The organism is Haemophilus sp. CCUG 60358 (genome assembly GCF_001679485.1).
Lineage (GTDB): Bacteria > Pseudomonadota > Gammaproteobacteria > Enterobacterales > Pasteurellaceae > Haemophilus_D.
The window spans coordinates 47,497-74,151 of the sequence record NZ_LZOZ01000017.1; the positions used below are offsets into that span (position 1 = coordinate 47,497).

Sequence of the window (26,655 nt, forward strand, 5' to 3'; positions counted from 1 at the left end):
GTGAAAAATATGGAACAACAACGCATTGAAGTTGTGGGCAAATTAGGCTCAACCTACGGTATTCGTGGGTGGTTACGTATTTATTCATCAACAGAACAAGCTGAAAGCATTTTTGATTATCAACCTTGGTTTTTAAAAATCAAAGGTGAATGGCAGCCAACTGAATTAGAAAACTGGCGTCATCATAATCACGAAATCATCGTTAAATTAAAAGGCGTTGATGATCGTGAAGTCGCACAAATTTTAGCAAATGTTGAAATTGGTGTGGATTTATCTGTTTTCCCTGAACTGGAAGAGGGCGATTATTACTGGCACGATTTAATCGGTTGTTCAGTTGTCAACCTAGAAGGTTACGCAATGGGAACGGTAACAGAGATGATGGAAACCGGTTCTAATGATGTATTAGTGGTGAAAGCCAATACTAAAGATGCTTTTGGAAAACAAGAGCGGTTAATTCCGTTCTTGTATGAACAAGTAGTTAAAAGAGTCGATCTCACCACGAAAACAATTGAAGTGGATTGGGACGCTGGTTTCTAATCTCAAGTATGCACAAACGTAATGTAGTAGGCTTTTTATGTGGATAGGGGTGATTTCATTATTCCCCGAAATGTTTAAAGCGATTACGGAATTTGGGGTTACAGGTAGAGCCGTAAAACATAATCTTCTGCAAGTAGAATGTTGGAATCCAAGAGATTTTACATTCGACAAGCATAAAACCGTGGATGACCGTCCTTATGGTGGTGGTCCTGGAATGCTAATGATGGTGCAACCTTTACGGGATGCGATTCATGCTGCGAAAGCAGCGGCAAGAGAAGGCGCAAAGGTGATTTACCTTTCGCCACAAGGACGTAAACTCGATCAAGGCGGTGTAACCGAGCTTGCTCAAAATCAGAAATTGATTTTGGTATGTGGACGTTACGAAGGTATTGATGAGCGATTGATTCAAACTGAAATTGATGAAGAATGGTCAATTGGCGATTACGTTCTGACCGGTGGGGAATTGCCGGCAATGACATTAATTGATGCTGTTGCGCGTTTTATTCCCGGTGTATTAGGCAAGCAAGCCTCCGCAGAAGAAGATTCTTTTGTAGATGGTTTATTAGATTGCCCGCATTACACCAGACCGGAAGTGTTAGAAGGATTAACTGTACCACCCGTGCTGATGTCGGGACATCACGAAGAAATTCGCAAATGGCGATTAAAACAATCGCTACAAAGAACGTGGCTCCGACGCCCTGAGCTCCTAGAAGGCCTAGCTCTGACTGACGAACAACGTAGACTGTTAAAAGAGGCCCAAGCCGAGCATAACAGTTAGTTTCAGTTACATCTAGGATCAATAAAGGATCAAACAATGTCTAACATTATCAAACAACTTGAACAAGAACAATTAAAACAAAACGTACCTAGCTTCCGCCCAGGTGATACTTTAGAAGTTAAAGTATGGGTAGTTGAAGGTAGCAAACGTCGTTTGCAAGCATTCGAAGGCGTGGTTATTGCAATTCGTAACCGTGGCTTGCACTCAGCATTTACTTTACGTAAAGTGTCTAACGGTGTAGGTGTTGAGCGTGTATTCCAAACTCACTCACCAGTTGTAGATTCAATCACTGTTAAACGTAAAGGTGCAGTACGTAAAGCTAAACTTTACTACTTACGTGAACGTTCAGGTAAATCTGCTCGTATTAAAGAGCGTTTGGGCGAATAATTTCGCAAAGAAAAAGGCTTGGGATCCCAAGCCTTTTTTGTTAGGTTATTTAATCCGTTCTTCGATAATCCCACCGCCCAAACAAATTTCACCAAGGTAAAATACGGCAGATTGTCCTGGTGTGACGGCTGATTGAGGTTCATCGAAAATCACTCGAATAGTTTCATCATCAATCGGTTCAATCACACAAGGAATATCTTGTTGGCGATAACGTGTTTTAACCGTGCAACGTACTAATTCACGAATTGGCTCGCGATCAACCCAATGTAATTGGCTAGCAATCAAACCTTTTGAAAATAAACGAGGATGGTCATGCCCCTGAGCGACAATAAGCTCATTATTTTCAACATCCTTATCTACCACATACCAAGCCTCATCACCCGCATTTTTTAAACCACCAATGCCTAACCCTTTACGCTGTCCCAACGTGTGATACATCAAACCATCATGGCGACCAATAATTTCACCATCAACAGTACGAATATCACCAGGTTGAGCCGGTAAGTAACGAGCTAAGAAATCCTTAAATTTACGCTCACCAATAAAACAAATACCGGTAGAGTCTTTTTTCTTCGCCGTAATTAAGCCAAGCTCTTCAGCAATAGCGCGAACAATGGGCTTCTCAATTTCACCAACGGGGAATAAACTTTGTCCCACTTGTTTATGGCTTAAGGTATAAAGAAAATAACTTTGATCTTTATTAGCATCTAAACCACGTAATAATTTTGCATTTTCATCATCACCAGCCCTACGTACATAATGCCCTGTTGCAATGTAATGAGCACCAAGATCTTCAGCTGCATATTCTAAAAATGCTTTAAATTTAATTTCTTTATTACACAAAATATCTGGGTTCGGCGTGCGCCCTGCTTTATATTCAGTTAAAAAATGCTCAAATACATTATCCCAATATTCTGCAGCAAAATTAATTTTATGTAGTTTAATCCCCAACTTATCGCATACTGCCTGCGCATCAGCAAGATCCGCTGCGGCTGTACAATAATCCGTGTCGTCATCTTCTTCCCAGTTTTTCATAAACAAACCTTCCACTTGGTAGCCTTGTTGTTGAAGAATAAACGCAGAAACGGAGGAGTCCACCCCACCAGACATACCACAAATGACTTTTTTAGTGGCATTTTCGGCAAGTTGTTCTGCACTCAATGGTGCGAAATGTTGATTATAAGTATTTGAAGTTAACATAAGTCTCCCGTAACTTCGGTTAAGGCGAAGCACATTGGTGATAATGATTGAAACATAGCGGAATGACTTCCGCCCCATAAATTAAGGTTATTGCACAAAGTGCTGTTGATTTTGCGTGAATTATTTCACTTCATAAAATTGCGAATCATCGTCTTTCTTCGCAAATTTTTGTTCATATTCAGCTTTGGCATTTTCATCGCCAGCATTTAATTTTTCTTGTAAAGTGTCGCAAGGTTTATCGCAATCACAGGCTTTGGCGATACCGAGTGATGAAAGCCCGCCACAGCTGCCCTTTAAGCTTTGTTTTTTAAAGATAAAGCCGACAGACATTAATACAATAATTGCAACAAAAACGATTAGGGTAAAAAATAAAGTTTGCATAACTATTCTTTTGTTTCTGTTAATTTTTTGAAAGCAGAGGATGATTTTGTCACAAAACCATTATCTGTTTTAATGATTAAATAAACGGCAAGATTATTTTTCTCAGCCACTTCTAACGCCTTGTCTTCACCAAGCACAAATAACCCTGTTGATAAGCCATCTGCAGTCATTGAAGTTGGTGCAAGTACCGTAATTGAGGCTAAATGATGCTGAATTGGATAACCTGTTTTCGGATCAATTTCATGAGCAAAGCGTTTACCATTTTCTTCAAAGTAAATTCGATAATCGCCAGAACTTGCCATTCCCATATTGTCTAATCCAATGACAGCTTCAACCGCTCTTTCACCTGTTGTAGTTGGTTTTTCAATTGCGATCTGCCAAGGTTTGCCTTCAATATTTTTTCCTTTCGCACGAATTTCTCCGCCGATTTCAACCATGTAATTCTGAGCATTTAATTGTTCTAACTTTTCAGCGACCAGATCAACGCCAAAGCCTTTAGCAATCGAGGACAAATCGACATAAACTTGAGGAAGTGCTTTGCTTAATGTCGGTTTGGCAGCACTCATATCGAGGGCAATTTTATCAATACCAACCCAAGCTTGGCGTTCAGCTAATTGTTCTGGTGTAGGTTGTTTTTCTGGACGTTTTTCCGGGCCAAATCCCCATAAATTAACGACAGGGCCAACAGTTACATCCAATGCACCTTCAGTCACTTTATTTAAACGAATCGCTTCGGCCAATACTTTGGCAAAATCTGCTGAAATCTCAATCGGTGTATTCACTTGGGTATTTTGATTGAAACGACTCAATTCCGAATCTTTTTTGTAAGTGGACATTTTCGCGTTCACATCTTTTAAGATAGCTTCAATTTCTTCATGCGTCTTTTCAGATGTTGCTTTCATTGAGCCTTCATCAAGGTATTTAACATGATAAGTTGTTCCCATTGTTTTACCACTTAATGAGATAACTTTTGTTTCTTTTTCACAGGCTGCAAGACTTAATGCCATTGCCACCGCCACGATACCGCTTATTAATTTTTTCATCTGGATTTCCTAAATCTGTGAACTACTAGCAAACTAAACAAAATTTACCTGTAATCATAGAAAATTTTCTAAAAACACCTTAAATATTGACCGCACTTCATCACAAAGTGCGGTCAGTTTTCATGATGTTTTGATTAACTAAAATCAACCACCGAAGTCATCTAATAAGATGTTCTCATCTTCAACACCGAGGTCTTTCAACATTTTGATTACCGCAGCGTTCATCACCGGAGGTCCACACATGTAGTATTCACAATCTTCTGGTGCTTCATGATTTTTCAAGTAGTTTTCATAAAGTACGTTGTGAATAAAGCCGGTATAACCAGTCCAGTTATCTTCCGGTAACGGATCAGATAATGCCACGTGCCATGTAAAGTTTGGATTTTCTGCTTGAAGCTGATCAAAATCTTCCACATAGAACATTTCACGTTTAGAACGTGCACCATACCAGAATGACATTTTACGTTTAGAGTGTAAACGTTTTAATTGGTCAAAGATATGAGAACGCATTGGTGCCATACCCGCACCACCACCGATGAAGACCATCTCATTATCGGTTTCTTTCGCGAAGAATTCACCGAATGGACCTGAAATTGTCACTTTATCACCTGGTTTTAATGACCAAATGTAAGAAGACATTTGACCTGGAGGTGCATCAGGCTGACGAGGTGGAGGCGTTGCAATACGCACGTTAAGCATAATGATGCCTTTCTCTTCTGGGTATGAAGCCATAGAGTAAGCACGGATAATATGCTCGTCCACTTTAGACACATAACGCCATAAATCGTATTTGTCCCAATCCTCATGGTATTCTTCTGGAATATCAAAATCTTTATAGTAAACCGTATGTGGATCAGCTTCGATTTGGATATAACCACCTGCACGGAAAGGTACTTCTTCGCCTTCAGGAATCGCTAATTTAAGCTCTTTAATAAAGGTGGCTTTGTTATCGTTAGAAATAACGGTACATTCCCATTTTTTCACGCCGAAAATTTCTTCTGGAAGTTCAACGTCCATATTGCCTTTTACATTCACTTGGCAAGCTAAACGATAGCCTTCTTTTGCTTCACGTTTATTAATATGAGAAAGCTCAGTTGGAAGAATTTCACCACCGCCACTTTTTACTTTCACAATACATTGGCCACAAGAGCCACCGCCACCACAAGCAGAAGAAACGAAGATACCCTTACTTGCTAAAGCACCAAGTAATTTGCCGCCAGCTGGTAAAGTGATCGCTTTTTCAGGATCATCATTAATAGAAATGGTGATGTCACCAGAATCCACTAATTTTGATTTAGCGAATAAAATAATCGCAACGAGCACTAAAAGGATAACCGTAAATGCCGCAACACCTAATAATAAAATTGAAGATTCGCTCATTTATGCCTCCTTATAACTGAATTCCAGAGAATGACATAAAGCCAAGCGCCATCAAGCCTGCAGTAATAAAGGTAATCCCTAATCCTTTTAAGCCTGCCGGTACATCGGCATATTTCATTTTTTCGGTTAAGCCTGCAAGTGCAACGATTGCTAACATCCAACCTAACCCTGCACCCACACCATAAACTGCAGATTCTGCAAAAGTGTATTCACGTTGTACAGCAAAAGATACACCACCAAAGATCGCACAGTTTACAGCGATAAGTGGAAGGAAAATACCTAATGCGTTATAAAGTGCTGGGAAGAATTTATCTAAAGTCATTTCAAGTAATTGAACAAGACCCGCAATAATCCCGATAAAGGTAATAAAGTTTAAAAACTCAAGGCTTACACCTTCTACCAATGCGCCATCCTTTAATACATGTTCGTATACAAATTGGTTCGCAGGCACCGCAATACCAAGTACCACTGTTACCGCAACACCAAGGCCAAACGCCGTAGAAACTTTCTTAGAAACTGCAAGGAAAGTACACATCCCTAAGAAGAAAGAAAGCGCCATGTTTTCAATGAAGATCGCCTTCACGAATAGGCTAATATAATGTTCCATTGATTATTTCTCCTGTTGCTCAGGTTTCCACGTTCTTAAGCCCCAAATAACGAAGCCGATAATAAAGAACGCACTTGGTGCAAGAAGGAATAAACCGTTTGGTTGATACCAACCGCCGTCTTGAATCGTTTGGAATACAGGGAAACCAAATAAACGACCAGAACCGATTAATTCACGTAATGTAGCGACAATTAATAAGATCGCACCATAACCTAAACCATTACCGATACCATCAACAAAGCTTTCTAGCGGAGGTGATTTCATCGCAAACGCTTCTGCACGACCCATTACGATACAGTTTGTAATGATAAGGCCAACGAATACAGAAAGCTGTTTAGATAAACCATAGGCATAAGCTTTTAATACTTGGTCAACCAAGATTACTAAAGATGCGATAATCGCCAGTTGCACAATGATACGGATACTATTTGGAATATAGTTACGAATCAATGAAATGAACAAACTGGAGAAACCGGTTACCAAACTTACCGCAATCGCCATAACGATTGCTGTTTGTAATTGGGTCGTTACCGCTAATGCAGAACAGATACCCAAAATTTGCAAGGCAATCGGGTTATTTTTAACAATAGGATCGAATAAAAGACCTTTTAAGTTTACTTTTGCATCAGCCATTATTTGATTTCTCCTGCTTTAAATTTCGCTAAGAATGGACCAAAGCCATTTTGGCTGAACCAATAATCAAATGAACCTTGAACACCGTTACTGGTTAAAGTTGCACCTGATAAACCATCTACACCGTGCTCTTTATCTGCAGCAGAGCTACCTTTGTAGATTTTGAATTTTTGGTTACCTTGCTCATCGAATAATTTTTTATCGACAAACTGTGCTTGCCAACGAGGGTTAGCAATTTCGCCCCCAAGACCGGCTGTTTCACCTTGATCATAGTAAGTAATACCTTTGATGGTATTTGCATCTGGCGCAACTGAAACGAAACCGTACATAGTTGACCATAAACCGCGACCATACATTGGTAATACGACTTGGCTTACATTGCCTTGCTCATCTTTTACAAGATAAACACGTGCTTGATTTGCACGAACTTTAATCCCTGCTTTATCTGCTTCAGCTGGAATTGCTTGGCTTTTTGCAGGAACTTTAATGGCATCTTTAGGTTCAAATTTGCTGATTTCTTCTGCTGAAGCTTGAACGTAATCACCACTTTGCAAATCGACTAAACGAGGTTCAATAAATTTGTTGTAAGTGTCTTTGATTACTGATGCATTATCTTCTTTCATTAATCCGGCAACAGTTAAAATGTTACGTTGAACGTCGAGTGCTTTTTGTTCATCTTGTTTGGATTTTAATGCTACTGCAGCACCAGAAACCACGATAGAACACACTAAACTTAGCAACACAACAACGGTAACTGTACCGCTAACGCTATCTTTATTAAATTTAGCCATTTGTTCTTGCTCTCCGACGTTTGATATTTGCTTGAACCACGATGTAGTCGAAAATTGGTGCAAATAAGTTTGCAAATAAAATCGCTAACATCATCCCTTCTGGATAAGCTGGGTTCACGGTACGAATTAATACCGCCATCACGCCAATTAACGCACCGTACCACCATTTACCTGTGTTGGTGAATGAAGCTGACACAGGGTCGGTTGCCATGAAGATCATACCAAGTGCAAAACCACCTAATACAAAGTGCCAATGCCAAGGCATTGAGAACATTTGGTTAGAATCAGAACCGATTAAGTTGAATAAGGTTGCTGTACCAATCATACCGATCATGACACCAGCCATAATGCGCCAAGAAGCAATACGGGTGAATACAATTAACGCACCACCGATTAATAACGCAAGCGTTGAAACCTCACCCATTGAACCAGGAATATTACCGATGAATGCATCCATCCAAGTAATAGGTTGACCAGTTACAGTGTGTTGTAATGCTGCTTGACCACCTTGAGACCATTGCGAAAGTGCGGTTGCACCAGAGAAACCATCTGCAGCAGTCCATACTAAGTCACCGGAAATTTGAGCCGGATAAGCAAAGAATAAGAATGCACGTCCAGCAAGCGCTGGGTTCATAAAGTTACGACCTACACCACCGAAGATTTCTTTCGCTACCACGATACCAAAGCTGATACCAAGTGCAGCTTGCCATAATGGCAATGTTGGTGGAACGATTAACGCAAATAAAATGGTTGAAACGAACATCCCTTCATTTACTTCATGACCACGCACTACTGAGAACAATAATTCCCAAATCGTACAAACAGTGAATACCACTAAGTAAATTGGTAAGAAGAAGATCGCCCCTAATGCCATTTTTGAACCCCAAGTTGCATTATTGGTTAAGTCTAAACCTAATGAACTTGCAAGCGCATAGTGCCAATCGTTAGCAATTAATTGATCTAAATTGCCTAATTGATTTAAAGCTGGAATCGCTTGGTTACCCACGTTATACATCCCGTAAAAAATCGCAGGGAACAACGCAAGGAAAACCGTAATCATCATACGTTTTGAGTCTAACGCATCACGAACGTGTGTGTTTTTGTGCGTTACCGTACCTGGTGTATAAAGCAAGGTATAAATCGATTCAAAGATCGGATAAAGCTTGCTGTATTTACCGCCTGGTAAAAACGCGGGTTCCATTTTTTCAAAAAGATTTTTTAAACCCATTTTTAACCTTCCTTCTCAATCTTATCTAATACTTGACGCAAGATTGAACCGTATTCATATTTGCCCGGGCAAACGAAAGAACATAACGCTAAGTCTTCTTCATCTAATTCAAGACAACCTAACGCTTGTGAACCGTCGGTATCGCCCACGATTAAATCACGTAATAATAATGTCGGTAAAATATCCAACGGCATCACGCGCTCATAGCTACCGATTGGTACCATTGCACGCTCACCACCATTTTCTGCGGTAGTGAAGTTGAATAATTTCTTACCGAAGTGACCCAATACGGTACGGGTAATCGAATATTTGTTCGATTGTGGAGTGATCCAACCTAAGAACTCTTTCTCATTACCTTCTGCAATCACAGAAACTTGTAATGCATAACGACCTAAATAGTCGTGAGCATCTTTTGCTGTTTGACCACAAAGCACAGAACCAGAAATCACACGGTTATTACCGTCTTTTAACTCACCTGCCGTTAATTGAGAAAGGTTAGCACCTATTACTGTACGAACTAGACGAGACTCTTTCACTTGCGGACCAGCAAGAGAAACAACGCGCTCAACATAAAGTTCGCCCGTAGTGAATAATTTACCTACAGCAATCACATCTTGGTAATTGATGTGCCATACGGTTTTATGAGCACCAACCGGATCGATAAAGTGGATATGTGTGCCCACTAAGCCTGCAGGATGGACACCACCAAAATCATGTACTTTTAGGTTAGCTAAATCCACGGTTGGGATATTGCTATCGCCAGCTTTACATAGATTTAATGGTTTATTTGGGAATAGACGACTTAATACAGTTAAACCGTCAATAAAATCTTGCCAATGCTCTTTTAACACCGCCTCTGGATTTGCCGCCAAAGGATTGGTATCCATCGCATTTACAAACAGAGAAGAAGGTTCTGCATCTACGGCAGGCACTTTGCTGAACGGACGAGTGCGGAACGCTGTCCACAAACCGGATTCAACGAGGTTTTGTTTAACTTGTTCAGAAGAAAGCGTATTGAGCTCACCTGCGTTATATTTAGCGAAAGTAACTTGATCGTTACCTTGCACATCAATGACCACAGATTGTAATACACGTTTTTCGCCACGATTAATTACAGTGATAGTACCACTCGCAGGGGCTGTGAAAACCACTCCAGGGTTTTTCTTGTCTTCAAAAAGCACTTGGCCTTTTTTCACGACATCGCCTTCGCGTACCTTCATAGAAGGACGCATACCCACATACTCTTCACCAAGAATCGCAACCTGATTCACAGCGTTACCGCTATGGATTACTTGTGCTGGTTTTCCTGCAATAGGAAGGTCCAAGCCTTTTTTGATTGTAATCATACTGTTTGCACTACTTTTCTAGGTTAAAAACACGATTGCAATCAAAGCCTATGCCTTAAGAGCAATCTCGCGATTGAGCGTGACAGAAAACACTTTGAGATCAAAGCATTATTAACTGACACATAAGTTTAAAAACTCAAATCTGTTTGATTTCTCGACGAGTAAGGAATCACTCACACATCCAGAAATTGAAATTCGAAAATTAAAAGCGCCTTATTCTATCGGAAAATGGGCTTTTATTCCACTTTACCCCCCCATTTTTTGTGAAATATTTGTGAACTTTTTAGACAGATATTTATCTGGAGTAAAAATAAATCTCCATCAAAATAAGAAGAGAGAACGCTTATCGCCTTCTCTCTTCTTATGAAAATCTAATATAGGGAACGTAAGGGAATACTTACTGTCCAACACCAAGACAATTTGGTGATTTTGGAAATGCTTCACCTAGGCTCTCCCATTCGCTTTTTGTATAAAGATGAAGCGCTAATGCGTGAATGCCATTTTTTAAATCATCGGCAAAAAGTTGGTAAAGTTTTTGGTGGCGTTGCACCTTGCGCATACCTTCAAAAGCATCGCTGACAATCACTAATTTAAAATGAGAATCAGCCCCTCGACCGGAACTGTGCATATGGCTTTCATTCTCTACCGTAACAAAGTGCGGTTGAAATTCGACTTGAATTCTCTCTAATAATTCTTGTTGTTTTGACATAAATAAACTCCCTAACTTTTTGCTATACATTCAGCGTTAAGTTTGTAAGAATAACACAAATTAACCTAATTCAATGAGGAAATTATGAAAGTAACAAACAAAATCAAAGCATTATCAACAATGACGTTGGCGGCTGCAACATTATTTTTAGCAGGTTGCCAAGCACAATCTAATACCTTAACTTTTGCGCCTCAATCACCGACTGCATCAATGAATATTAACCAATCCGCAGTGGTAACAGTTAATACTCGCGATTCTCGTCCACAACAAGAAATTGCAACTTATACTAAATCAGGTGAGCTGATTAAATTAAACGCCTCACCAAGCGTTACTCAACTTTTCCAACAAGTGATGCAACAAAATTTAGTTAGTAAAGGTTTCCGTATTGGACAAGCGAATAATGCGAATGCTGGCGTAACTGTTGATGTAAAAGAATTCAACGCTAAAGTGGAGCAAGGTAATTTACGTTATACCTTGAACAGTAAAATTCAAGCGGTTGTTTATGTACAAGGTCCACGCGGACAATACAACAAAACCTTTAATGCAACCCGTTCACAATCTGGCGCATTTAATGCGAGCAATGATGAAATTCAAAAAGTGTTAGGCGAAACCTTCAAAGATATTGTTAATAATATTTATCAAGATCAAGAAGTTACTAACGCAATTAATCAATATACTAATTAATTAAAAGTAATGTGTCCTTTTCAATAATACTTGACGAAAGCGCCTTTCAAGCGTAACATTCGCCCGATTTTTTAACGAGAAGGACACACACTTTGGACAGTCATAGTCGATACCGAATATCGCTTTAGACTCTCGCCTCTTATCAGCGAGAGTTCGCTGGTAATCAATTTACCTTTCTTCGGCATCTTTTATCGAACGAACCCCATTTTTAAAACATACAAAAATTTAACCGCACTTTTCTCTAGTGCCAATTTCGTTTGATCTTTTTTTGTTCACAGTTGGATCTTCATAATCCCAAAAGGAGTATGACCAATGATTAACGCTTTTGCCATTAACGATTCCCGCTTGCTTCGTATTGATGACGAACCAGCCGATCTTAGCTCTGCCATTTGGTTAGATTTGCTGGAACCGACTGGGGAAGAACGTGAAATGTTGCAAGAAGGCTTAGGACAAAGTCTCGCCTCATTCCTCGAATTAGAAGATATCGAAGCATCCGCGCGTTTCTTTGAAGACGAAGACGGCTTGCACTTGCACTCATTCTTTTATTGTGAAGATGAAGAAAACTACGCTGACCTCGCGAGCGTAGCGTTTACTATTCGTGATGGCCGCCTATTTACCTTGCGTGATCGTGAATTGCCAGCATTCCGTTTATATCGTATGCGTTCCCGTAGCCAGCGCTTATTCGAATGTAATGCGTATGAAGTCTTACTCGACTTATTTGAAACCAAAATTGAGCAATTAGCCGATGTTATCGAAAACGTTTATGCCGATTTGGAAAAATTAAGTCGCGTAATTTTAAACGGTACGCAAGATGAAGCTTTCGATGAAGCCTTAAATACCCTAACAGAACAAGAAGATACCAGTTCTAAAGTGCGTTTGTGTTTGATGGATACACAACGTGCATTGGGCTTCTTGGTACGTAAAACGCGCTTACCGCCAAACCAGTTAGAACAAGCACGAGAAATCTTACGAGATATTGAATCCTTGCAACCGCATAATGAGTCTTTGTTCCAAAAAGTAAACTTTTTAATGCAGGCAGCAATGGGTTACATTAATATCGAGCAGAATAAAATCATGAAATTCTTCTCGGTGGTATCGGTTATGTTCCTACCGGCAACGCTTGTGGCATCTACTTACGGGATGAACTTTGAATTTATGCCGGAGCTCCATTTTAAATATGGTTACCCAATGGCTATTGGATTAATGATTGGCGCGGCACTTACGCCTTATATCTATTTTAAACGGAAAGGTTGGTTATAATGGAAATTTCCCAAACTGCATTATTTTTAGGATCGATTATCGATCTGTATTGTTTAGTGTTAATTTTACGCGTATGGCTTCCCTTAGCGAACGTGGATTATTACAATCCTATTTCTCAATTTACACTGAAATTTACCCAACCGGTTATTGCGCCATTACGTAAAGTTTTTCCTGTGGTGAAAAAAGTGGAAACTGCGGCACTGTTTTTAGTCTTCTTGCTTTGCGGACTAAAATCGATTCTCTTTGGCGGATTAAATCTCAGTTTCTTCTTGCTATTGGGCATATTAGGACTAATTAAAAATATCGGTGTAGCCATTTTCTATGTGTTAATCGCCGGTGCAATTTTAAGTTGGTTTAATCGTGGCAATAATCCTGCATTCTATGCGTTATATCAACTTACCGAACCATTATTGAAACCCATTAAACGCATTTTACCAACTGTGGGCGTGATTGATTTTTCACCGATGGTTATCGCTATTATCCTGTTATTTTTGAATAATCTCTTTTACGACTACTTCCAGGTTTTATGGGCAATCGCCGCTTAAAGTGCGGTCAAAAATAACATTATTTTTTCGGGCTGGATTTTCCAGCCCTTATTGTAAATGTGGTGAGTAAATTTAGTTATGTCAGCAATCGAACAAACATCTGAAGGACTACGCCTTAAAATCATTTTGCAACCCAAAGCCAGTAAAGATCAAATTGTGGGATTGCATGATGATGAACTCAAGATCACGATTACGGCTCCACCTGTTGATGGTCAAGCAAATGCTCACTTGATGAAATTTTTGAGTAAAGCATTCAAAGTACCTAAAAGTGCAATCATACTTGAAAAAGGTGAATTAAACCGACATAAACAAGTTTGGATTCCTTCGCCTAAATTAATTCCATCTGAAATTCAAAATCTCTTATAAAATCAGCAAAAAAATCACCGCACTTTCTACCAATTTTCCCTGTTTTACGCTATCCTATATCACATTTTACAAATCAAAACATGCCGCAAAGTGCGGTCAAAATTTAAGGTGATTTTCTATGCAACAACATTACCGTCCCGATTTGATTGAACCTGCAGTTCAACAATATTGGGCTGAAAATAAAGTCTTCAAAGCAATCAAAGATACGTCTAAAGAAAAATATTACTGCCTTTCAATGTTCCCTTACCCATCTGGTCGTTTACACATGGGCCACGTGCGTAACTACACTATCGGTGATGTGGTTTCTCGTTATCAACGTATGAACGGCAAAAATGTGTTACAGCCGATTGGTTGGGATGCATTTGGTTTACCGGCTGAAGGGGCTGCAATTAAAAATAAAACTGCACCCGCAAAATGGACTTACGAAAACATCGAATACATGAAAAACCAACTCAAAATGTTGGGCTTTGGTTATGACTGGGATCGCGAAATTGCGACCTGCCGTCCAGAATACTACAAATGGGAACAATGGTTCTTCACTGAGCTTTACAAAAAAGGCTTAGTGTACAAAAAAAACTCAACCGTAAACTGGTGTCCGAACGATGTAACTGTGTTGGCGAACGAACAAGTGCACGACGGTTGTTGTTGGCGTTGTGATACTCCAGTAGAACAAAAAGAGATCCCTCAATGGTTTATTAAAATCACTGATTATGCAGAACAATTATTAGGTGGATTAGACCAACTTCCACAATGGCCAGACATGGTAAAAACCATGCAACGCAACTGGATTGGCCGTTCTGAAGGGGTAGAAATTACTTTTAATGTGGCAGATACCGCAGAAAAAGTTGCGGTTTATACGACCCGTCCAGATACCTTCTATGGTGTAAGTTATTTAGGTATTGCAGCAGCGCATCCATTAGCGGACTTAGCGGCAGAAAAGAATCCTGAATTAGCCGAATTCATCCGTGAAGCGAAAAATGCCAAAGTGGCGGAAGCAGACCTTGCCACCATGGAGAAAAAAGGGATGGCAACCGGCTTATTCGCTATTCATCCATTAACCGGTGAAAAATTACCGATTTGGGTCGCTAACTTTGTATTAATGCATTACGGTACTGGCGCAGTAATGGCGGTTCCAGCACATGACCAACGTGACTTTGAATTTGCTCAAAAATACGATTTACCAATTAAACAAGTGATCGCACCGCTTGCTGATGAAGAAATTGATTTAACCAAACAAGCTTTTGTTGAGCACGGTAAATTAGTGAACTCTGCTGAGTTTGACGGTTTAGATTTTGATGGTGCATTCAACGGTATCGCGGATAAATTAGAAAAATTAGGTGTAGGTAAACGCCAAGTTAATTATCGTTTACGTGACTGGGGTGTTTCACGTCAACGTTATTGGGGTGCACCAATTCCAATGCTGACCTTGCCAAACGGTGAAACCGTACCGGCACCAATCGAAGATTTACCGATTATCCTGCCAGAAGATGTGGTCATGGACGGCGTGAAAAGCCCAATTAAAGCAGACCCAAACTGGGCGAAAACCACTTTCAACGGTGAACCTGCGTTAAAAGAAACGGATACTTTTGACACCTTTATGGAATCGTCTTGGTACTACGCACGCTACACTTCACCAAGCTATGCTGAAGGCATGTTAGATAAAGATGAAGCCAACTATTGGTTACCGGTGGATCAATATATCGGTGGTATCGAGCACGCGACAATGCACTTGCTCTACTTCCGTTTCTTCCATAAATTATTGCGTGATGCAGGTTTCGTCACGAGTGATGAACCGGCACAAAAATTATTATGCCAAGGTATGGTGTTAGCCGATGCATTCTACTACACCAGTCCAACCAACGAGCGTATTTGGGTAAGCCCAACGCAAGTGACCCTTGAGCGTGATGAAAAAGGTCGTATTATCAAAGCAACCGATCCGGAAGGCCGTGAATTGGTGCATACCGGTATGACCAAAATGTCGAAATCCAAAAACAACGGTATCGACCCACAAGAGATGGTGGAAAAATACGGTGCAGATACCGTGCGTCTTTTCATGATGTTCGCGTCTCCTGCAGAAATGACACTTGAATGGCAAGAATCTGGCGTAGAAGGAGCAAAACGTTTCTTAGGTCGTGTATGGAATTTGGTGTATGAATACAGCCAAAATCCTGCAAAAACCGCTTTAGATGTGACCGCACTTTCTGCAGATCAAAAAGCACTTCGCCGTGATGTTCATAAAACAATCGCAAAAGTGAGCGATGACATTGGTCGCCGTCAAACATTCAATACGGCTATTGCAGCAGTGATGGAGTTAATGAACAAATTAACCCGTGCGCCATTAGAAAGCGAACAGGATCGTGCGGTTATGGCGGAAGCATTGAGCGCTGTGGTGCGTATGCTTTACCCTATCACACCACATATCTGCTTTGAATTATGGAAAGCTTTAGGCAACGAAAGCAATATCGACCATGCAGAATGGGTGAAAGCTGATGAAGCGGCGATGGTAGAAGACGAAAAACTTATCGTGGTACAAGTCAACGGCAAAGTACGTGGTAAAGTGACCGTTGCAGCTGATGCTGATGAAGAAACCGTGAAAACTGTTGCATTTGCAGATGAAAATGTGAAGAAATTTACTGACAATACACAAATCGTGAAAGTGATTTATGTACCAGGTAAATTGTTAAATGTGGTGGTTAAACCGCAATAATCCATAAAATAACCGCATTTTATTCCAAGCGTTGCATAAACGACTATTAAACAAAATAAAGTGCGGTGAATTTTACAGGTAATTTTTATGATGAAATCAATCAAAACGATCTGCTTAGTTGGGGCAACAGCCTTTTTAACTGCTTGTGGTTGGCACTTCGATAATGGTGCTGCTGTTCCTGCAGAATTAAAAACAATGGCCCTTGAAAGCGGTGACCCATACAGTGAAATGTCAATGGCAATGCGTAAGCAACTGCTTAGCAACAACGTAAACCTTGTTCCTGCAAAACAAGGTGTGCCAGTGTTGCGTTTAAATAAACAGACTTCAAGCGATAAAGTGGCGTCTGTCTTTAAACAAGGTCGTGAAGCAGAAAAAGTACTGACCTTTGATGTTGAGGCTAGCGTGCGTTTAGCAAATGGGGAAACCTATCCAATCTCTGCAAAAATCAACCGCACTTTCTTTGATAACTCACGTGCTGCATTAGCAAAATCAGCTGAACGCGATGTGATTTGGAATGATATGCGCGAACAAGCGGCTCGCCAGTTAATTAATAAAATGGCCGCCTTGCAACATCAAGTTCAAGGAAAATAATGAACCGCATTTTTCCTGAGCAACTGGCCTCTAACCTGAACAGCCATTTAGCAAAAGTCTATTTTTTGGTTGGGACAGATCCCCTGTTGCTCAGTGAAAGTGAAGATCTCATTCATCAAGCAGCCCTTCTTCAAGGTTTTGATGAAAAAAATCAAATCACCATAGATACTAATACTGACTGGCCTGCATTAATTGAGGCCAGCCAATCTATGGGGCTCTTCTTTAATAAGCAAATTTTCATTCTCACTTTACCCGAAAATTTAACCGCACTTTTGCAGAAAAACCTTCAGCAATTTATTAATGGATTAAATGAAGATAGCTTATTTGTCCTCACCTTGCCTAAATTGTCTAAAGCAGCCGAAAAACAAGAGTGGTTTATTCAGGCAAATCAACTAGATCCACAAGCTGTTATTGTTAACTGCCAAACACCGAATTCAGAACAACTTTCTCGTTGGGTGAAGCATCGTACAAAAAACATGGGATTATCAGCTGATGAGGAAGCCATTCAACTACTTTGTTACAGCTATGAAAATAATCTACTGGCATTGAAACAAGCGTTACAGCTTTTAGATTTGCTTTATCCTGATCACAGACTCACGTATAACCGCGTTAAATCAGTCGTAGAGCAATCTTCTGTCTTTACCCCTTTCCAATGGATTGATGCGTTGTTGTCAGGCAAGGCAAATCGCTCAAAGCGAATTTTGCGAGGTTTACAAGCTGAAGATGTGCAGCCAGTTATTTTATTGCGTACTTTACAACGTGAACTGCTCACCTTGTTAGAATTAACAAAACCACAGCTGCGTAATCCCTCTCTTAACACGAGTTTGCCAACACAGACACTCAAAGCGGATTTTGACCGTCTCAAAATTTGGCAGAATCGTCGTCATCTTTATACGGCAGCGATACAACGACTGACTTATCAAAAGCTCTTTGAAATATTACAAGAATTGGCAGATATTGAGCGCACAACCAAGCAAGAATATGGTCAAGACGTGTGGGTAAAATTGGCAGACTTATCGGTTAAATTTTGCTTATAAAAAAATCTCGGCGTTAACCGAGATTTTTTATTATTGCGCAATTTTTAAATCTTGATACAGATAATTTCGATAGCTATTCACTAAATCCATATCCGCTGCATCTTCGAGCTTACCTTGGCTTAGCTGACGCATAGCGATATTCGCTCGCATAAAGTCATCTTTCGGTGATAAACCTGCCACCTCAAGTAATACACCACCAACAAAGGCTAAATCTAAGAAATCTTGCTGTTGAACAAAGTCAGTCTTACGATTAGTTCTAACCACAAATTGAGTCACATAATCTGGATTCTCAAAGTTACCTTTTTTCGGTGGAAGCTGATTATCAAAAGCGACTTGGTGATCACCAAAATAACCGAATACATAAGGTGTTTCACGCGATTTTAAATAATCATTCAAGCCTTCGATTGCCTCATTAAGGCTATCAATACGATCAATATAATCGTTCAAGCAAGAAATCGCTTTTCCCCCTAAACGCTTACTCGCCAAATTAAAATGGTTTGGCATATTCGTGTTGTAAGGGCCGTGCTCTTTCATGGTGAGCACATAAACAAACATTGGCTGTTGTACATTTTCCAATGATGGATGCTGTTTCTGCAAAATCAGTTTGGTGTAATACATCATCTCTTCACTGCTAATATGCCAGAGATTTTTGCTGATTGATGCGGGATAGCCTAAATCTTGTGGTTGCAACATCAAATCAAAACCAAAGTGGTCATAAGCAGGTTTTGCGTTGTAGTTACCTTTCGTAAAAGGTGATAATGCCACGCAAAAATAGCCTTGCTCACGAAGGTTTTTAATAAAACCTGTCTGTAAGTGTGGCACAACAGAATAAAACACCCCACTTGCTAAAGCGCCAAAATCGGTTGAAGGCACCCCTGCAAGGAAAGCAAATTCAGATTTCCACGTTGCGCCGCCCACCGTATGTACACGCAATGGACTCACAAATGCAGTATCTTCCTGCTTATTAAACATTGAAAATGGTGGGATGATTTCTGCATCAAAATCAAATTGATGAGGGTTCAAGGTTGATTCTTGTAGACACACCACTATGTCTGGTTTTTCTGCGTCTGGCTTTTCTGCACTTTCAGTTTTACTCTCAGCCTTTTCACTTAAAAGTGCGGTCATTTTTTCTTTAAATTTTTGGCTATTACCTTCAAATTCTGGCACTTTAAAGAATACGCCACGACAAGACATAGGCAGGTTTAAGAAAACATCTCGACCATCATCTGGCAATGAGTCTAACCAGACTTTTGTCGCATCCGGATCTTTAGAATAATGCCACATTAAACCAACACTCGTTGCTGCAAGTATTGCTGCGAATACACGAAATCCAGTTGAGGCACTTTCTACATCTGACCAACCTAAGACAGCATAGCCAAGTAGGCCTAATAGCCCTAATACACCGAAAATTGCGCCTTTATAATGTAAAAGGGTTTCCCAATTTCGCCAGTCTGTCACAAGCCAAAAATCTGAAATGAGTAAAGGTTGTTTGTAGTAATGGATTTTCATTCGATGGAATAACATCAACACCACAAAAAGTACGGACGCAAAATTCAATCCGCGTTGCCATTGACCAGTTATCGCAAACATTGAGTTAAACAATAAAACGAATAATGCTATCGCAAAAAAATATGTCCAACGATAGTGCGAATTGACGATAAAAATCACCGTTGCAATAAAAAATAAGCTCAGAAAAATACTTGGAATCATAATAAATAAATTTGATTAAATGTTATTTGACACTTTCAGCCACTAAACGCTGAATCAGCTTTAAATTGGCTGGTGGAAATTGCCCTGCATCAAGCTCACGTTGTTCAAGCCAAAAACCTTCTTGGCCTTCTCGTCCAAAAGGCTCGCCGATCCATTCAGTGACCAAATAAAAACTAAAATCTAAAATTTTGGTTGGATATTCAAATTGAAAACGTTCGTACAGTTCAGCATTTAAAATATGAATGCCAATCTCTTCTTCCAATTCTCTTTTTAAGGCTTCTTCAGGGGTTTCACCTGCATCAACTTTACCGCCTGGAAATTCTAATGCCTGTGCAAAATCTTGCCCTTCTAAACGCTGGGTCAAATATAGTTGCCCAAATTCATTACGAATAATCCCTGCCGCAACTTGAATGATAGGCTTACTCATCGTTTTTCCTTATCTCAAAAGTAGAAAGAGCGGTCATTTTTAGCGGTATTTTAAAACACGCAAAAATTTAACCGCTCTTTTTCTTAACTAAGCATATCTGGCTTTATTGCCATGACAATGCTTGTATTTTTTACCGGACCCACAAGGACAAGGTTCATTACGACCAATATGGCGATCTGAATAGTCCTCGCTTTGAGCTTGCTCTGTGTTTTCACCTACAGGATGATGCGTTTGAGCTTCACGCTCAGCCATTGCTTGACGTGCACGTTCTGCTTCTTCCATCTCTTCCTGCGTACGTACTTTCACACGAGTGAGTGTCGTAATCACATGATGTTTTAAAGAATCTAACATTTCAGTAAACATACGGAAAGATTCTTTTTTGTACTCTTGTTTTGGATCTTTTTGCGCATAACCACGTAAATGGATACCTTGACGTAAATAATCCATTGCAGCCAAGTGCTCTTTCCAGAGTTCATCAAGGGTTTGTAACATCACGCCTTTTTCGAAATGACGCATAGTTTCTTCACCCGCAAGCGCTTCTTTGGCTTTGTATTCATCTTCGGCTTCTTGAATAATGCGCTCACGCAAGTTTTCTTCATGAAGATTGTTATTTTCTTCTAACCAACGTTCAATTGGTAACTCAAGGCCAAACTCTTGCGCTAAACGCTCTTCTAAGCCTTTAATATCCCATTGTTCTTCCAACGATTGTGGTGGAATATATTGGTCAATCACATCATTAAATACATCGCTACGGATTGCTTTGATAGTCTCTGAAATATCATCATTATCGAGCAAGTAATTACGTTGTTCGTAAATCGCATGACGTTGGTCATTAGCCACATCATCGTATTCAAGCAAGTTTTTACGACCATCAAAGTGGAACGCTTCTACTTTCGCTTGCGCTGATGCGATCACTTTAGCAAGCAGCTTAGACTCCATCGCTTCACCTGGTTGAGTGAAGGCTTTACGCATCATATTCAATTTACCTTCATTCAGATAAATACGCATTAAGCCATCTTCTAAAGAAAGGTAGAAACGTGAAGAACCTGGGTCACCTTGACGACCTGAACGACCACGCAACTGGTTATCAATACGACGGGATTCATGACGCTCTGTTCCGATAATATGTAAACCACCGGCTTGCATTACGATCTCGTGATTTTTCTCCCACTCAGCTTTGATTGCCTCAATTTGCTCTGGTGTTGGATTATCCAATTTTGCCACTTGAGCTTTCCAGTTACCGCCCAGAATAATATCAGTACCACGACCTGCCATATTGGTTGCAATGGTTACTGCACCTGGTGCCCCCGCTTCAGCAACGATTTCCGCTTCTTGTGCGTGGAATTTTGCATTCAATACATTGTGTTTGATGCCCGCTTTATCTAACGCTTGAGAAAGCATTTCAGATTTTTCAACTGATACGGTACCCACAAGAACTGGTTGATTGCGAGCAACGCAGTCTTTGATATCTTCAATAATCGCATTGAATTTGTATTCTTCATTCTCAAACATGACGTCTGTACGATCATCACGAATCATTGGACGGTTGGTTGGGATAACGACAGTTTCTAAACCATAGATTTGTTGGAATTCAAAGGCTTCGGTATCAGCTGTACCTGTCATACCCGCTAATTTGTCATAAAGACGGAAGTAGTTTTGGTAAGAAATAGAGGCAACAGTTTGGTTTTCACTCTTAATTTCTACCCCTTCTTTTGCTTCGATCGCTTGGTGTAAGCCATCAGACCAACGACGACCCGCCATAGTACGACCAGTGTGTTCATCCACGATCACGATCTCGCCATCTTTCACGATATAGTCTACATCGCGCTCAAATAAGGTGTTTGCTCGTAATGCCGCCATAACGTGGTGTAACAACACAATACGCGCAGGTGAATAAAGTGAATCACCTTCTGGCATTAAACCTTGCGCGATTAACCACTCTTCTACTTTTTCTTGACCACGTTCAGTTAAATACGCTTGTTTGGTTTTAAGATCTAAGGTGTAATCGCCTTCACCGGTATATTCTTCCGTATCTTCTTTTTCTTGCTTAATTAAATTCGGAATTAATTTATTTACCGCAATATAAAGCTCAGAACTGTCTTCCGCTTGACCAGAAATAATCAACGGCGTACGTGCTTCATCGATTAAGATAGAGTCCACCTCATCCACTAAAGCATAGCCTAAATGACGTTGGAAACGTTCTTCTTTAGAATGCGCTAAGTTATCACGAAGGTAATCGAAACCTAATTCGCTGTTTGTCGCGTATGTAATATCAGCCGCATAAGCTTCACGTTTTGCTTCAGGCGGTAAGCCAGGGATATTCACCCCAACAGTCATACCTAAGAATTCAAATAATGGACGGTTGGTATCCGCGTCACGACGTGCCAAGTAATCATTCACTGTCACAACATGTACGCCTTTACCTTCCAATGCCATTAAATAACAAGGCAAGGTTGCGGTTAAGGTTTTACCTTCACCCGTACGCATCTCTGCGATACAACGGTTTGTTAGCACCATACCACCAATTAATTGCACATCGAAATGACGCATACCGAGTACACGTTTACCTGCTTCACGCACGGTTGCAAAGGCTTCTGGTAAAAGTTGTTGTAAGGTTTCACCGTTAGCTAAACGGCTACGGAACTCGTCAGTTTTTGCTCTTAATTCATCATCACTCAATGCTTCAAAAGCCGGCTCCATTTTGTTGATTTTCGCAACTTGTTTTCTTAATTTACGTAAAATACGATCGTTACGGCTACCAAAAATTTTTGTTAAAAAACTCATAATTTCTCTTTCAAATAAAAAATAAAAAGGATCATCCGATTAAAAAATCGGCTCGTTCAAAGATAAAAGAAAATTAAATGATGGCTGGGCCGGCACGAATAGGGGCAAAAACAGGGAATTCTGCCGCAATAAAGTGCGGTTGAATTTTTTCGTGTTTTTGATTGGAATGGGTTTTGTGATTTGTTGGCTGAGGTTGAACCTGCAATGCTTGACGAATTTCACGCACCGCAATCAACATATGTTGTTCAGATGATGTTTGATAATTTTCGCCACTCATATTTGACGAAGGCTGAGCCTCCAATCCCTGAGCAACAGGTAAAGCAAAAATCGCAATCATGCTTAACAGCAACTGCGACCAGAAATTTGTTTTACCTTTATTTGATTTCATCATCTTATTGTCTCTGACAAAATTTGTGTGTATTGTATCGGAAATTCAACATAAAGTCATTATTGGGGTATTTTTGTGGAAAACAAGCATGAGCGTTATCAAAAAGCCATGAATATTATTGATGTGCTAGAGGGATCACAATTTGTCAAAATCATGCAGAAAGGCTTAATGTTGAATGAACTGAACCAAAACATCAGTCGCCTTTTTCCACAAGAATTCAAAGGGCTCTTCCGTTTAGGCTCTATCAAGGATGGAAAACTCTTTGTTGAAGTCAAAAGTGCGGTCGTTCGCCAAGGAATTTTATTTCGACAAAGCGAATTACTCACTGCAATTCAACCGAGCTATCCAGAAGTAAAAGGCTTTGAGATTAAAATCAACCCAGAATTAACCTACTAAACTAACCTTTAAAGATAGCGATTAATTCTTTTACTTTAACTCGTTTTTCTGAAGATTGGCTAATCGAGCGCTGTACTTTAACGCGTTTGAATTTTGCCCCTTTATAAATCTCACGCGTAAATTTCGTATCGTGGTTAGAAATCACGACGGAAATTTGCTTTTCTTTTTGTGCTTTCTTTGCACATTCCGCTAAATTCTTTTGATGCTCAAGACCAAAAGCATTTCCCGCATATCCTGTAAAATTAGTATCTTGCGGAAGCGGTGCATAAGGCGGATCACAGTAGATCACGCTGTGTTTATCCGCTAATTCAAATGTCTGTTGAAAATCAGCACATAAAAAGACCGCACTTTGCGCTTTATGGGCGAAATAGCGTAATTCATCTTCGGGAAAATAATGGGTTTTATAAGCCCCAAAGGGCACATTGAACTCATTTTTACTGTTATAACGGCATAATCCGTTAAACCCAAAACGATTCAAATAAAGGAACAACACCGAACGCTCGAAAGAATCGGTGGATTGATTAAAGGCTTCACGCTGTGCGTAATAATAGTCGGCTGTATTGGCATTCTCTGCAAAGAAAATTGGCTTACAAGCCTCAATATAGGTATCCACATTGTCTTTGACGATATTAAACAAGTTAATCAAATCAGGATTAATATCTGCCAAAATATAACGTTCAAAATAGGAATTCAAAAAAACAGCACCCGCGCCAACAAAGGGTTCAATCAAACACTGTTTTCTTTTTGGAAAGACTCGGTTGAGATCGTCCGTTAAACGAAATTTACCGCCCGCCCATTTCAAAAATGGGCGGTGTTTAATTCGAGGTTTCGTTTTGTTATTTTTCGGACGCAACATGAGAGCAATGACAGTTAGTCATGTTGTGTGCAACGCTCAATCGCGTTTAGCACAAGAGATTTGTCGGTATCAGTCGCTACGTAGGCTTGACCAAGCGCTTTTAGCAACACAAGACGTAACTTACCTGCCAGTACTTTTTTATCTCGCATCATGTGCGGTAAATAATCGTCTGGTTGCATAGCATCAGGCGAAACGGTCGGCAAATTAGCACGCGCTAAAAGTTTTTCTAAACGTGCAACATCTTCAAAAGAAAGATCGCCTAATTGTTCAGATAACACCGCAGCCATCATAGTTCCAGCTGCAACAGCTTCACCATGTAACCAGTTTCCGTAACCTAAATGTGTTTCGATCGCATGTCCAAAAGTATGGCCGAGATTTAATAATGCACGATCACCTTTTTCAGTTTCATCGCGCGCAACGACATCCGCTTTAATTTGGCAACAACGCGCAATACAATGCTGAAGTGAACTTTGATTTAACGCAACTAATTCATCAATATGTGCTTCAAGCCATTCGAAAAAGGCATAATCTAAAATCGCCCCATATTTAATGACTTCCGCAAGTCCCGCATTCACCTCACGTTTTGGCAAGGTATTGAGTGTAAGGGTGTCAATGATCACCGTAGAAGGTTGATAAAACGCCCCAATCATATTTTTGCCCAATTCATGATTAACGGCTGTTTTGCCACCAACAGAAGAATCCACTTGGGCTAATAATGTGGTAGGAATTTGAATAAAACGCACGCCACGCTGATAGCTTGCTGCAGCAAAACCTGCCACATCACCAATCACACCACCACCTAATGCAATAATGGTAGTATCTCGCCCATGATTATGTTTTAAAAGTGCGGTAAAAATGAGGTTTAAAGAATCGAGCGTTTTATATTTTTCGCCATCAGGCAATAATACTGATTCAACCTGACAGCCGATTTTTTCTAGCGTTTGTATAACGGTTTCAAGATAATATTGTGCGACGGTTGGATTAGTCACGATCATCACTTTATCCCCTTTCTTCAGCGGATAACAGGTTTCATCTTTTAATAAACCTTCACCAATGTAAATGGGATAACGACGTTCTTTTAATTCAACATTTACGCACAACATTTTTAATCCTTAGAGTGAACCGTTTAAGCCGTTTAGATTATCAATTAAATCAACAATTTGATTAACCATTACTTTGGCATTTTGCTCATCTGTTGGCAAAGTAATATCCGCAATTTCTTCGTATAACGGATTACGCACTTTAGCTAAATCTTCAAGCACTTGGCGAGGGTCATCAGCCCCTTGTAATAATGGGCGCTTTTTATCACGTTGTGTACGTTGATATTGCTTATCTACCGTGGTTTCTAAATAAATGACAATACCACGAGCAGAAAGATAATTACGACTCTCTTTTGACATCACTGCTCCACCACCAGTGGAAAGCACGACGCCCTGTAATTGAGTCAATTCATTGATAATACGTTCTTCACGCTTACGAAAGCCTTCTTCGCCTTCTAAATCAAAAATCCAGCTAATGTCTGCTCCCGCACGTTCCTCAATTACGGCATCTGAATCGACAAAATCCATATTCAATTGTTGCGCAAGCTGACGGCCAATGGTGCTTTTACCCGCGCCCATTGGACCTACTAAAAAAATATTACGTTTTTCAGCCATTGTTATTCTTCTAACTTAAATAATGTTCAAATTAATCTTTCCTAATAAAAACTGGCCACCTGAAAAAATGGCAGCCCGAAAGATCACCCAAAAAATAATGAAGATTATCGCAATAAATCCCCCTATGTTTCAACCTTTAGCGGGAATTTATTTTAAGAAGCGCAAAAGTGCGGTCAGTTTTTGAGGGATTTTTATGTTTAGACTAATACTCGCCTCTAAAATCGCCACT

General features: G+C 40.1%; 28 protein-coding genes. 11 read left to right on the top strand and 17 right to left on the bottom strand.

The genetic code is table 11. The features are described 5' to 3' along the window. Positions 1–9 precede the first annotated feature (9 nt). The 3 genes from rimM to rplS are packed head-to-tail and all read left to right on the top strand — an operon-like array spanning position 10 to position 1,702. Complete coding sequence (gene rimM, locus A9500_RS08010) at positions 10–537, top strand: ribosome maturation factor RimM (RefSeq protein ID WP_065244528.1); 528 nt, start codon at positions 10–12, stop codon at positions 535–537. Positions 538–574: 37 nt separating this feature from the next. Next, positions 575–1,315: a tRNA (guanosine(37)-N1)-methyltransferase TrmD gene (trmD, locus tag A9500_RS08015; RefSeq protein ID WP_065244529.1), complete on the top strand. Its 741-nt coding sequence runs from the start codon at positions 575–577 to the stop codon at positions 1,313–1,315. 36 nt (positions 1,316–1,351) lie between these two features. Continuing rightward, positions 1,352–1,702 (top strand): 50S ribosomal protein L19, encoded by a 351-nt coding sequence (gene rplS, locus A9500_RS08020; RefSeq protein ID WP_049358025.1) that lies wholly within the window; start codon positions 1,352–1,354, stop codon positions 1,700–1,702. A gap of 45 nt (positions 1,703–1,747) precedes the next feature. Here the strand turns inward: rplS and mnmA are convergent, their stop codons facing one another. From mnmA to A9500_RS08070, 10 genes are all read right to left on the bottom strand, one after another. Then, on the bottom strand, positions 1,748–2,902 hold the full coding sequence (mnmA, locus tag A9500_RS08025) for a tRNA 2-thiouridine(34) synthase MnmA (protein WP_049375791.1): 1,155 nt from the start codon (positions 2,900–2,902) through the stop codon (positions 1,748–1,750). Between the two features lie 120 nt (positions 2,903–3,022). Beyond that, positions 3,023–3,283, bottom strand: coding sequence for a (Na+)-NQR maturation NqrM (gene nqrM, locus A9500_RS08030; protein ID WP_065244530.1), 261 nt, complete (start codon positions 3,281–3,283; stop codon positions 3,023–3,025). Positions 3,284–3,285: 2 nt separating this feature from the next. Next, positions 3,286–4,326 (bottom strand): FAD:protein FMN transferase, encoded by a 1,041-nt coding sequence (locus A9500_RS08035; RefSeq protein WP_005695379.1) that lies wholly within the window; start codon positions 4,324–4,326, stop codon positions 3,286–3,288. Between the two features lie 144 nt (positions 4,327–4,470). Next, positions 4,471–5,706, bottom strand: a complete 1,236-nt coding sequence (gene nqrF / locus A9500_RS08040; RefSeq protein WP_049362635.1) for an NADH:ubiquinone reductase (Na(+)-transporting) subunit F — start codon at positions 5,704–5,706, stop codon at positions 4,471–4,473. 10 nt (positions 5,707–5,716) lie between these two features. After that, entirely contained in the window at positions 5,717–6,313 is a 597-nt protein-coding gene (gene nqrE, locus A9500_RS08045) for an NADH:ubiquinone reductase (Na(+)-transporting) subunit E (protein ID WP_049362633.1), read from the bottom strand. Between the two features lie 3 nt (positions 6,314–6,316). Continuing rightward, positions 6,317–6,946: an NADH:ubiquinone reductase (Na(+)-transporting) subunit D gene (locus A9500_RS08050; protein ID WP_005695375.1), complete on the bottom strand. Its 630-nt coding sequence runs from the start codon at positions 6,944–6,946 to the stop codon at positions 6,317–6,319. Beyond that, positions 6,946–7,737, bottom strand: a complete 792-nt coding sequence (locus A9500_RS08055) for a Na(+)-translocating NADH-quinone reductase subunit C (RefSeq protein WP_065244531.1) — start codon at positions 7,735–7,737, stop codon at positions 6,946–6,948. Before A9500_RS08055 ends, A9500_RS08050 begins: the two co-directional genes overlap by 1 nt. Further along, positions 7,730–8,965, bottom strand: coding sequence for an NADH:ubiquinone reductase (Na(+)-transporting) subunit B (locus tag A9500_RS08060; RefSeq protein ID WP_049358020.1), 1,236 nt, complete (start codon positions 8,963–8,965; stop codon positions 7,730–7,732). The genes A9500_RS08055 and A9500_RS08060 overlap by 8 nt, the downstream gene beginning before the upstream one ends. A gap of 2 nt (positions 8,966–8,967) precedes the next feature. Next, positions 8,968–10,311 (bottom strand): Na(+)-translocating NADH-quinone reductase subunit A, encoded by a 1,344-nt coding sequence (locus tag A9500_RS08065; RefSeq protein WP_065244532.1) that lies wholly within the window; start codon positions 10,309–10,311, stop codon positions 8,968–8,970. A 397-nt stretch (positions 10,312–10,708) separates the two neighbouring features. Beyond that, positions 10,709–11,020 carry a BolA family transcriptional regulator gene (locus A9500_RS08070; protein ID WP_065244533.1) on the bottom strand — a complete coding sequence of 104 codons (312 nt, stop codon included), beginning with the start codon at positions 11,018–11,020 and terminating at the stop codon, positions 10,709–10,711. An 84-nt stretch (positions 11,021–11,104) separates the two neighbouring features. On the opposite strand from A9500_RS08070, the gene A9500_RS08075 reads away from it, so the two are divergent. From A9500_RS08075 to holA, 7 genes are all read left to right on the top strand, one after another. After that, positions 11,105–11,704 (top strand): YajG family lipoprotein, encoded by a 600-nt coding sequence (locus tag A9500_RS08075; protein ID WP_049364852.1) that lies wholly within the window; start codon positions 11,105–11,107, stop codon positions 11,702–11,704. 312 nt (positions 11,705–12,016) lie between these two features. Next, positions 12,017–12,964: a magnesium/cobalt transporter CorA gene (gene corA / locus A9500_RS08080; protein WP_065244534.1), complete on the top strand. Its 948-nt coding sequence runs from the start codon at positions 12,017–12,019 to the stop codon at positions 12,962–12,964. Further along, entirely contained in the window at positions 12,964–13,509 is a 546-nt protein-coding gene (locus tag A9500_RS08085; protein ID WP_049367349.1) for a YggT family protein, read from the top strand. The genes corA and A9500_RS08085 overlap by 1 nt, the downstream gene beginning before the upstream one ends. A 78-nt stretch (positions 13,510–13,587) precedes the next feature. Further along, on the top strand, positions 13,588–13,875 hold the full coding sequence (yggU, locus tag A9500_RS08090; RefSeq protein ID WP_049367348.1) for a DUF167 family protein YggU: 288 nt from the start codon (positions 13,588–13,590) through the stop codon (positions 13,873–13,875). Positions 13,876–13,993: 118 nt separating this feature from the next. Next, complete coding sequence (leuS, locus tag A9500_RS08095; protein ID WP_065244535.1) at positions 13,994–16,582, top strand: leucine--tRNA ligase; 2,589 nt, start codon at positions 13,994–13,996, stop codon at positions 16,580–16,582. Between the two features lie 87 nt (positions 16,583–16,669). After that, positions 16,670–17,173 (top strand): LPS assembly lipoprotein LptE, encoded by a 504-nt coding sequence (gene lptE, locus A9500_RS08100; protein WP_065244536.1) that lies wholly within the window; start codon positions 16,670–16,672, stop codon positions 17,171–17,173. Next, positions 17,173–18,210, top strand: coding sequence for a DNA polymerase III subunit delta (gene holA, locus A9500_RS08105; protein WP_065244537.1), 1,038 nt, complete (start codon positions 17,173–17,175; stop codon positions 18,208–18,210). Before lptE ends, holA begins: the two co-directional genes overlap by 1 nt. 30 nt (positions 18,211–18,240) lie before the next feature. On the opposite strand, the gene A9500_RS08110 is transcribed toward holA, so the two are convergent. The 4 genes from A9500_RS08110 to secM all read right to left on the bottom strand — a co-directional run bounded on the left by A9500_RS08110 (position 18,241) and on the right by secM (position 23,522). Beyond that, positions 18,241–19,920, bottom strand: a complete 1,680-nt coding sequence (locus A9500_RS08110) for a sulfatase-like hydrolase/transferase (protein ID WP_065244538.1) — start codon at positions 19,918–19,920, stop codon at positions 18,241–18,243. Between the two features lie 22 nt (positions 19,921–19,942). After that, on the bottom strand, positions 19,943–20,347 hold the full coding sequence (gene mutT / locus A9500_RS08115) for an 8-oxo-dGTP diphosphatase MutT (RefSeq protein WP_065244539.1): 405 nt from the start codon (positions 20,345–20,347) through the stop codon (positions 19,943–19,945). Positions 20,348–20,434: 87 nt separating this feature from the next. Next, complete coding sequence (gene secA, locus A9500_RS08120) at positions 20,435–23,131, bottom strand: preprotein translocase subunit SecA (protein WP_065244540.1); 2,697 nt, start codon at positions 23,129–23,131, stop codon at positions 20,435–20,437. Positions 23,132–23,204: 73 nt separating this feature from the next. Further along, positions 23,205–23,522 (bottom strand): secA translation cis-regulator SecM, encoded by a 318-nt coding sequence (secM, locus tag A9500_RS08125; RefSeq protein ID WP_014064170.1) that lies wholly within the window; start codon positions 23,520–23,522, stop codon positions 23,205–23,207. Between the two features lie 72 nt (positions 23,523–23,594). Between secM and A9500_RS08130 the strand changes: the two genes are divergently transcribed. Continuing rightward, complete coding sequence (locus A9500_RS08130; RefSeq protein ID WP_065244541.1) at positions 23,595–23,915, top strand: DciA family protein; 321 nt, start codon at positions 23,595–23,597, stop codon at positions 23,913–23,915. A 1-nt stretch (position 23,916) separates the two neighbouring features. Here A9500_RS08130 and A9500_RS08135 read toward each other — a convergent pair whose 3' ends face one another. The 3 genes from A9500_RS08135 to aroK are packed head-to-tail and all read right to left on the bottom strand — an operon-like array spanning position 23,917 to position 26,426. Continuing rightward, a complete protein-coding gene (locus A9500_RS08135; RefSeq protein WP_065244542.1) occupies positions 23,917–24,771 on the bottom strand; it encodes a Dam family site-specific DNA-(adenine-N6)-methyltransferase in 855 nt (284 codons plus the stop codon). A gap of 14 nt (positions 24,772–24,785) precedes the next feature. Continuing rightward, the gene (aroB, locus tag A9500_RS08140) at positions 24,786–25,874 is read right to left on the bottom strand and encodes a 3-dehydroquinate synthase (protein ID WP_065244543.1); all 1,089 of its coding nucleotides are present in this window, start codon (positions 25,872–25,874) and stop codon (positions 24,786–24,788) included. 9 nt (positions 25,875–25,883) lie between these two features. Then, a complete protein-coding gene (gene aroK, locus A9500_RS08145) occupies positions 25,884–26,426 on the bottom strand; it encodes a shikimate kinase AroK (RefSeq protein ID WP_005698062.1) in 543 nt (180 codons plus the stop codon). Positions 26,427–26,655 lie beyond the last annotated feature (229 nt).

Bases quoted from the DNA above. Each gene is read 5' to 3' on its own strand.
- rimM (WP_065244528.1), top strand. From the start codon at position 10: ATGGAACAACAACGCATTGAAGTTGTGGGCAAATTAGGCTCAACCTAC.
- trmD (WP_065244529.1), top strand. From the start codon at position 575: ATGTGGATAGGGGTGATTTCATTATTCCCCGAAATGTTTAAAGCGATT.
- rplS (WP_049358025.1), top strand. From the start codon at position 1,352: ATGTCTAACATTATCAAACAACTTGAACAAGAACAATTAAAACAAAAC.
- mnmA (WP_049375791.1), bottom strand. From the start codon at position 2,902: ATGTTAACTTCAAATACTTATAATCAACATTTCGCACCATTGAGTGCA.
- nqrM (WP_065244530.1), bottom strand. From the start codon at position 3,283: ATGCAAACTTTATTTTTTACCCTAATCGTTTTTGTTGCAATTATTGTA.
- A9500_RS08035 (WP_005695379.1), bottom strand. From the start codon at position 4,326: ATGAAAAAATTAATAAGCGGTATCGTGGCGGTGGCAATGGCATTAAGT.
- nqrF (WP_049362635.1), bottom strand. From the start codon at position 5,706: ATGAGCGAATCTTCAATTTTATTATTAGGTGTTGCGGCATTTACGGTT.
- nqrE (WP_049362633.1), bottom strand. From the start codon at position 6,313: ATGGAACATTATATTAGCCTATTCGTGAAGGCGATCTTCATTGAAAAC.
- A9500_RS08050 (WP_005695375.1), bottom strand. From the start codon at position 6,946: ATGGCTGATGCAAAAGTAAACTTAAAAGGTCTTTTATTCGATCCTATT.
- A9500_RS08055 (WP_065244531.1), bottom strand. From the start codon at position 7,737: ATGGCTAAATTTAATAAAGATAGCGTTAGCGGTACAGTTACCGTTGTT.
- A9500_RS08060 (WP_049358020.1), bottom strand. From the start codon at position 8,965: ATGGGTTTAAAAAATCTTTTTGAAAAAATGGAACCCGCGTTTTTACCA.
- A9500_RS08065 (WP_065244532.1), bottom strand. From the start codon at position 10,311: ATGATTACAATCAAAAAAGGCTTGGACCTTCCTATTGCAGGAAAACCA.
- A9500_RS08070 (WP_065244533.1), bottom strand. From the start codon at position 11,020: ATGTCAAAACAACAAGAATTATTAGAGAGAATTCAAGTCGAATTTCAA.
- A9500_RS08075 (WP_049364852.1), top strand. From the start codon at position 11,105: ATGAAAGTAACAAACAAAATCAAAGCATTATCAACAATGACGTTGGCG.
- corA (WP_065244534.1), top strand. From the start codon at position 12,017: ATGATTAACGCTTTTGCCATTAACGATTCCCGCTTGCTTCGTATTGAT.
- A9500_RS08085 (WP_049367349.1), top strand. From the start codon at position 12,964: ATGGAAATTTCCCAAACTGCATTATTTTTAGGATCGATTATCGATCTG.
- yggU (WP_049367348.1), top strand. From the start codon at position 13,588: ATGTCAGCAATCGAACAAACATCTGAAGGACTACGCCTTAAAATCATT.
- leuS (WP_065244535.1), top strand. From the start codon at position 13,994: ATGCAACAACATTACCGTCCCGATTTGATTGAACCTGCAGTTCAACAA.
- lptE (WP_065244536.1), top strand. From the start codon at position 16,670: ATGATGAAATCAATCAAAACGATCTGCTTAGTTGGGGCAACAGCCTTT.
- holA (WP_065244537.1), top strand. From the start codon at position 17,173: ATGAACCGCATTTTTCCTGAGCAACTGGCCTCTAACCTGAACAGCCAT.
- A9500_RS08110 (WP_065244538.1), bottom strand. From the start codon at position 19,920: ATGATTCCAAGTATTTTTCTGAGCTTATTTTTTATTGCAACGGTGATT.
- mutT (WP_065244539.1), bottom strand. From the start codon at position 20,347: ATGAGTAAGCCTATCATTCAAGTTGCGGCAGGGATTATTCGTAATGAA.
- secA (WP_065244540.1), bottom strand. From the start codon at position 23,131: ATGAGTTTTTTAACAAAAATTTTTGGTAGCCGTAACGATCGTATTTTA.
- secM (WP_014064170.1), bottom strand. From the start codon at position 23,522: ATGATGAAATCAAATAAAGGTAAAACAAATTTCTGGTCGCAGTTGCTG.
- A9500_RS08135 (WP_065244542.1), bottom strand. From the start codon at position 24,771: ATGTTGCGTCCGAAAAATAACAAAACGAAACCTCGAATTAAACACCGC.
- aroB (WP_065244543.1), bottom strand. From the start codon at position 25,874: ATGTTGTGCGTAAATGTTGAATTAAAAGAACGTCGTTATCCCATTTAC.
- aroK (WP_005698062.1), bottom strand. From the start codon at position 26,426: ATGGCTGAAAAACGTAATATTTTTTTAGTAGGTCCAATGGGCGCGGGT.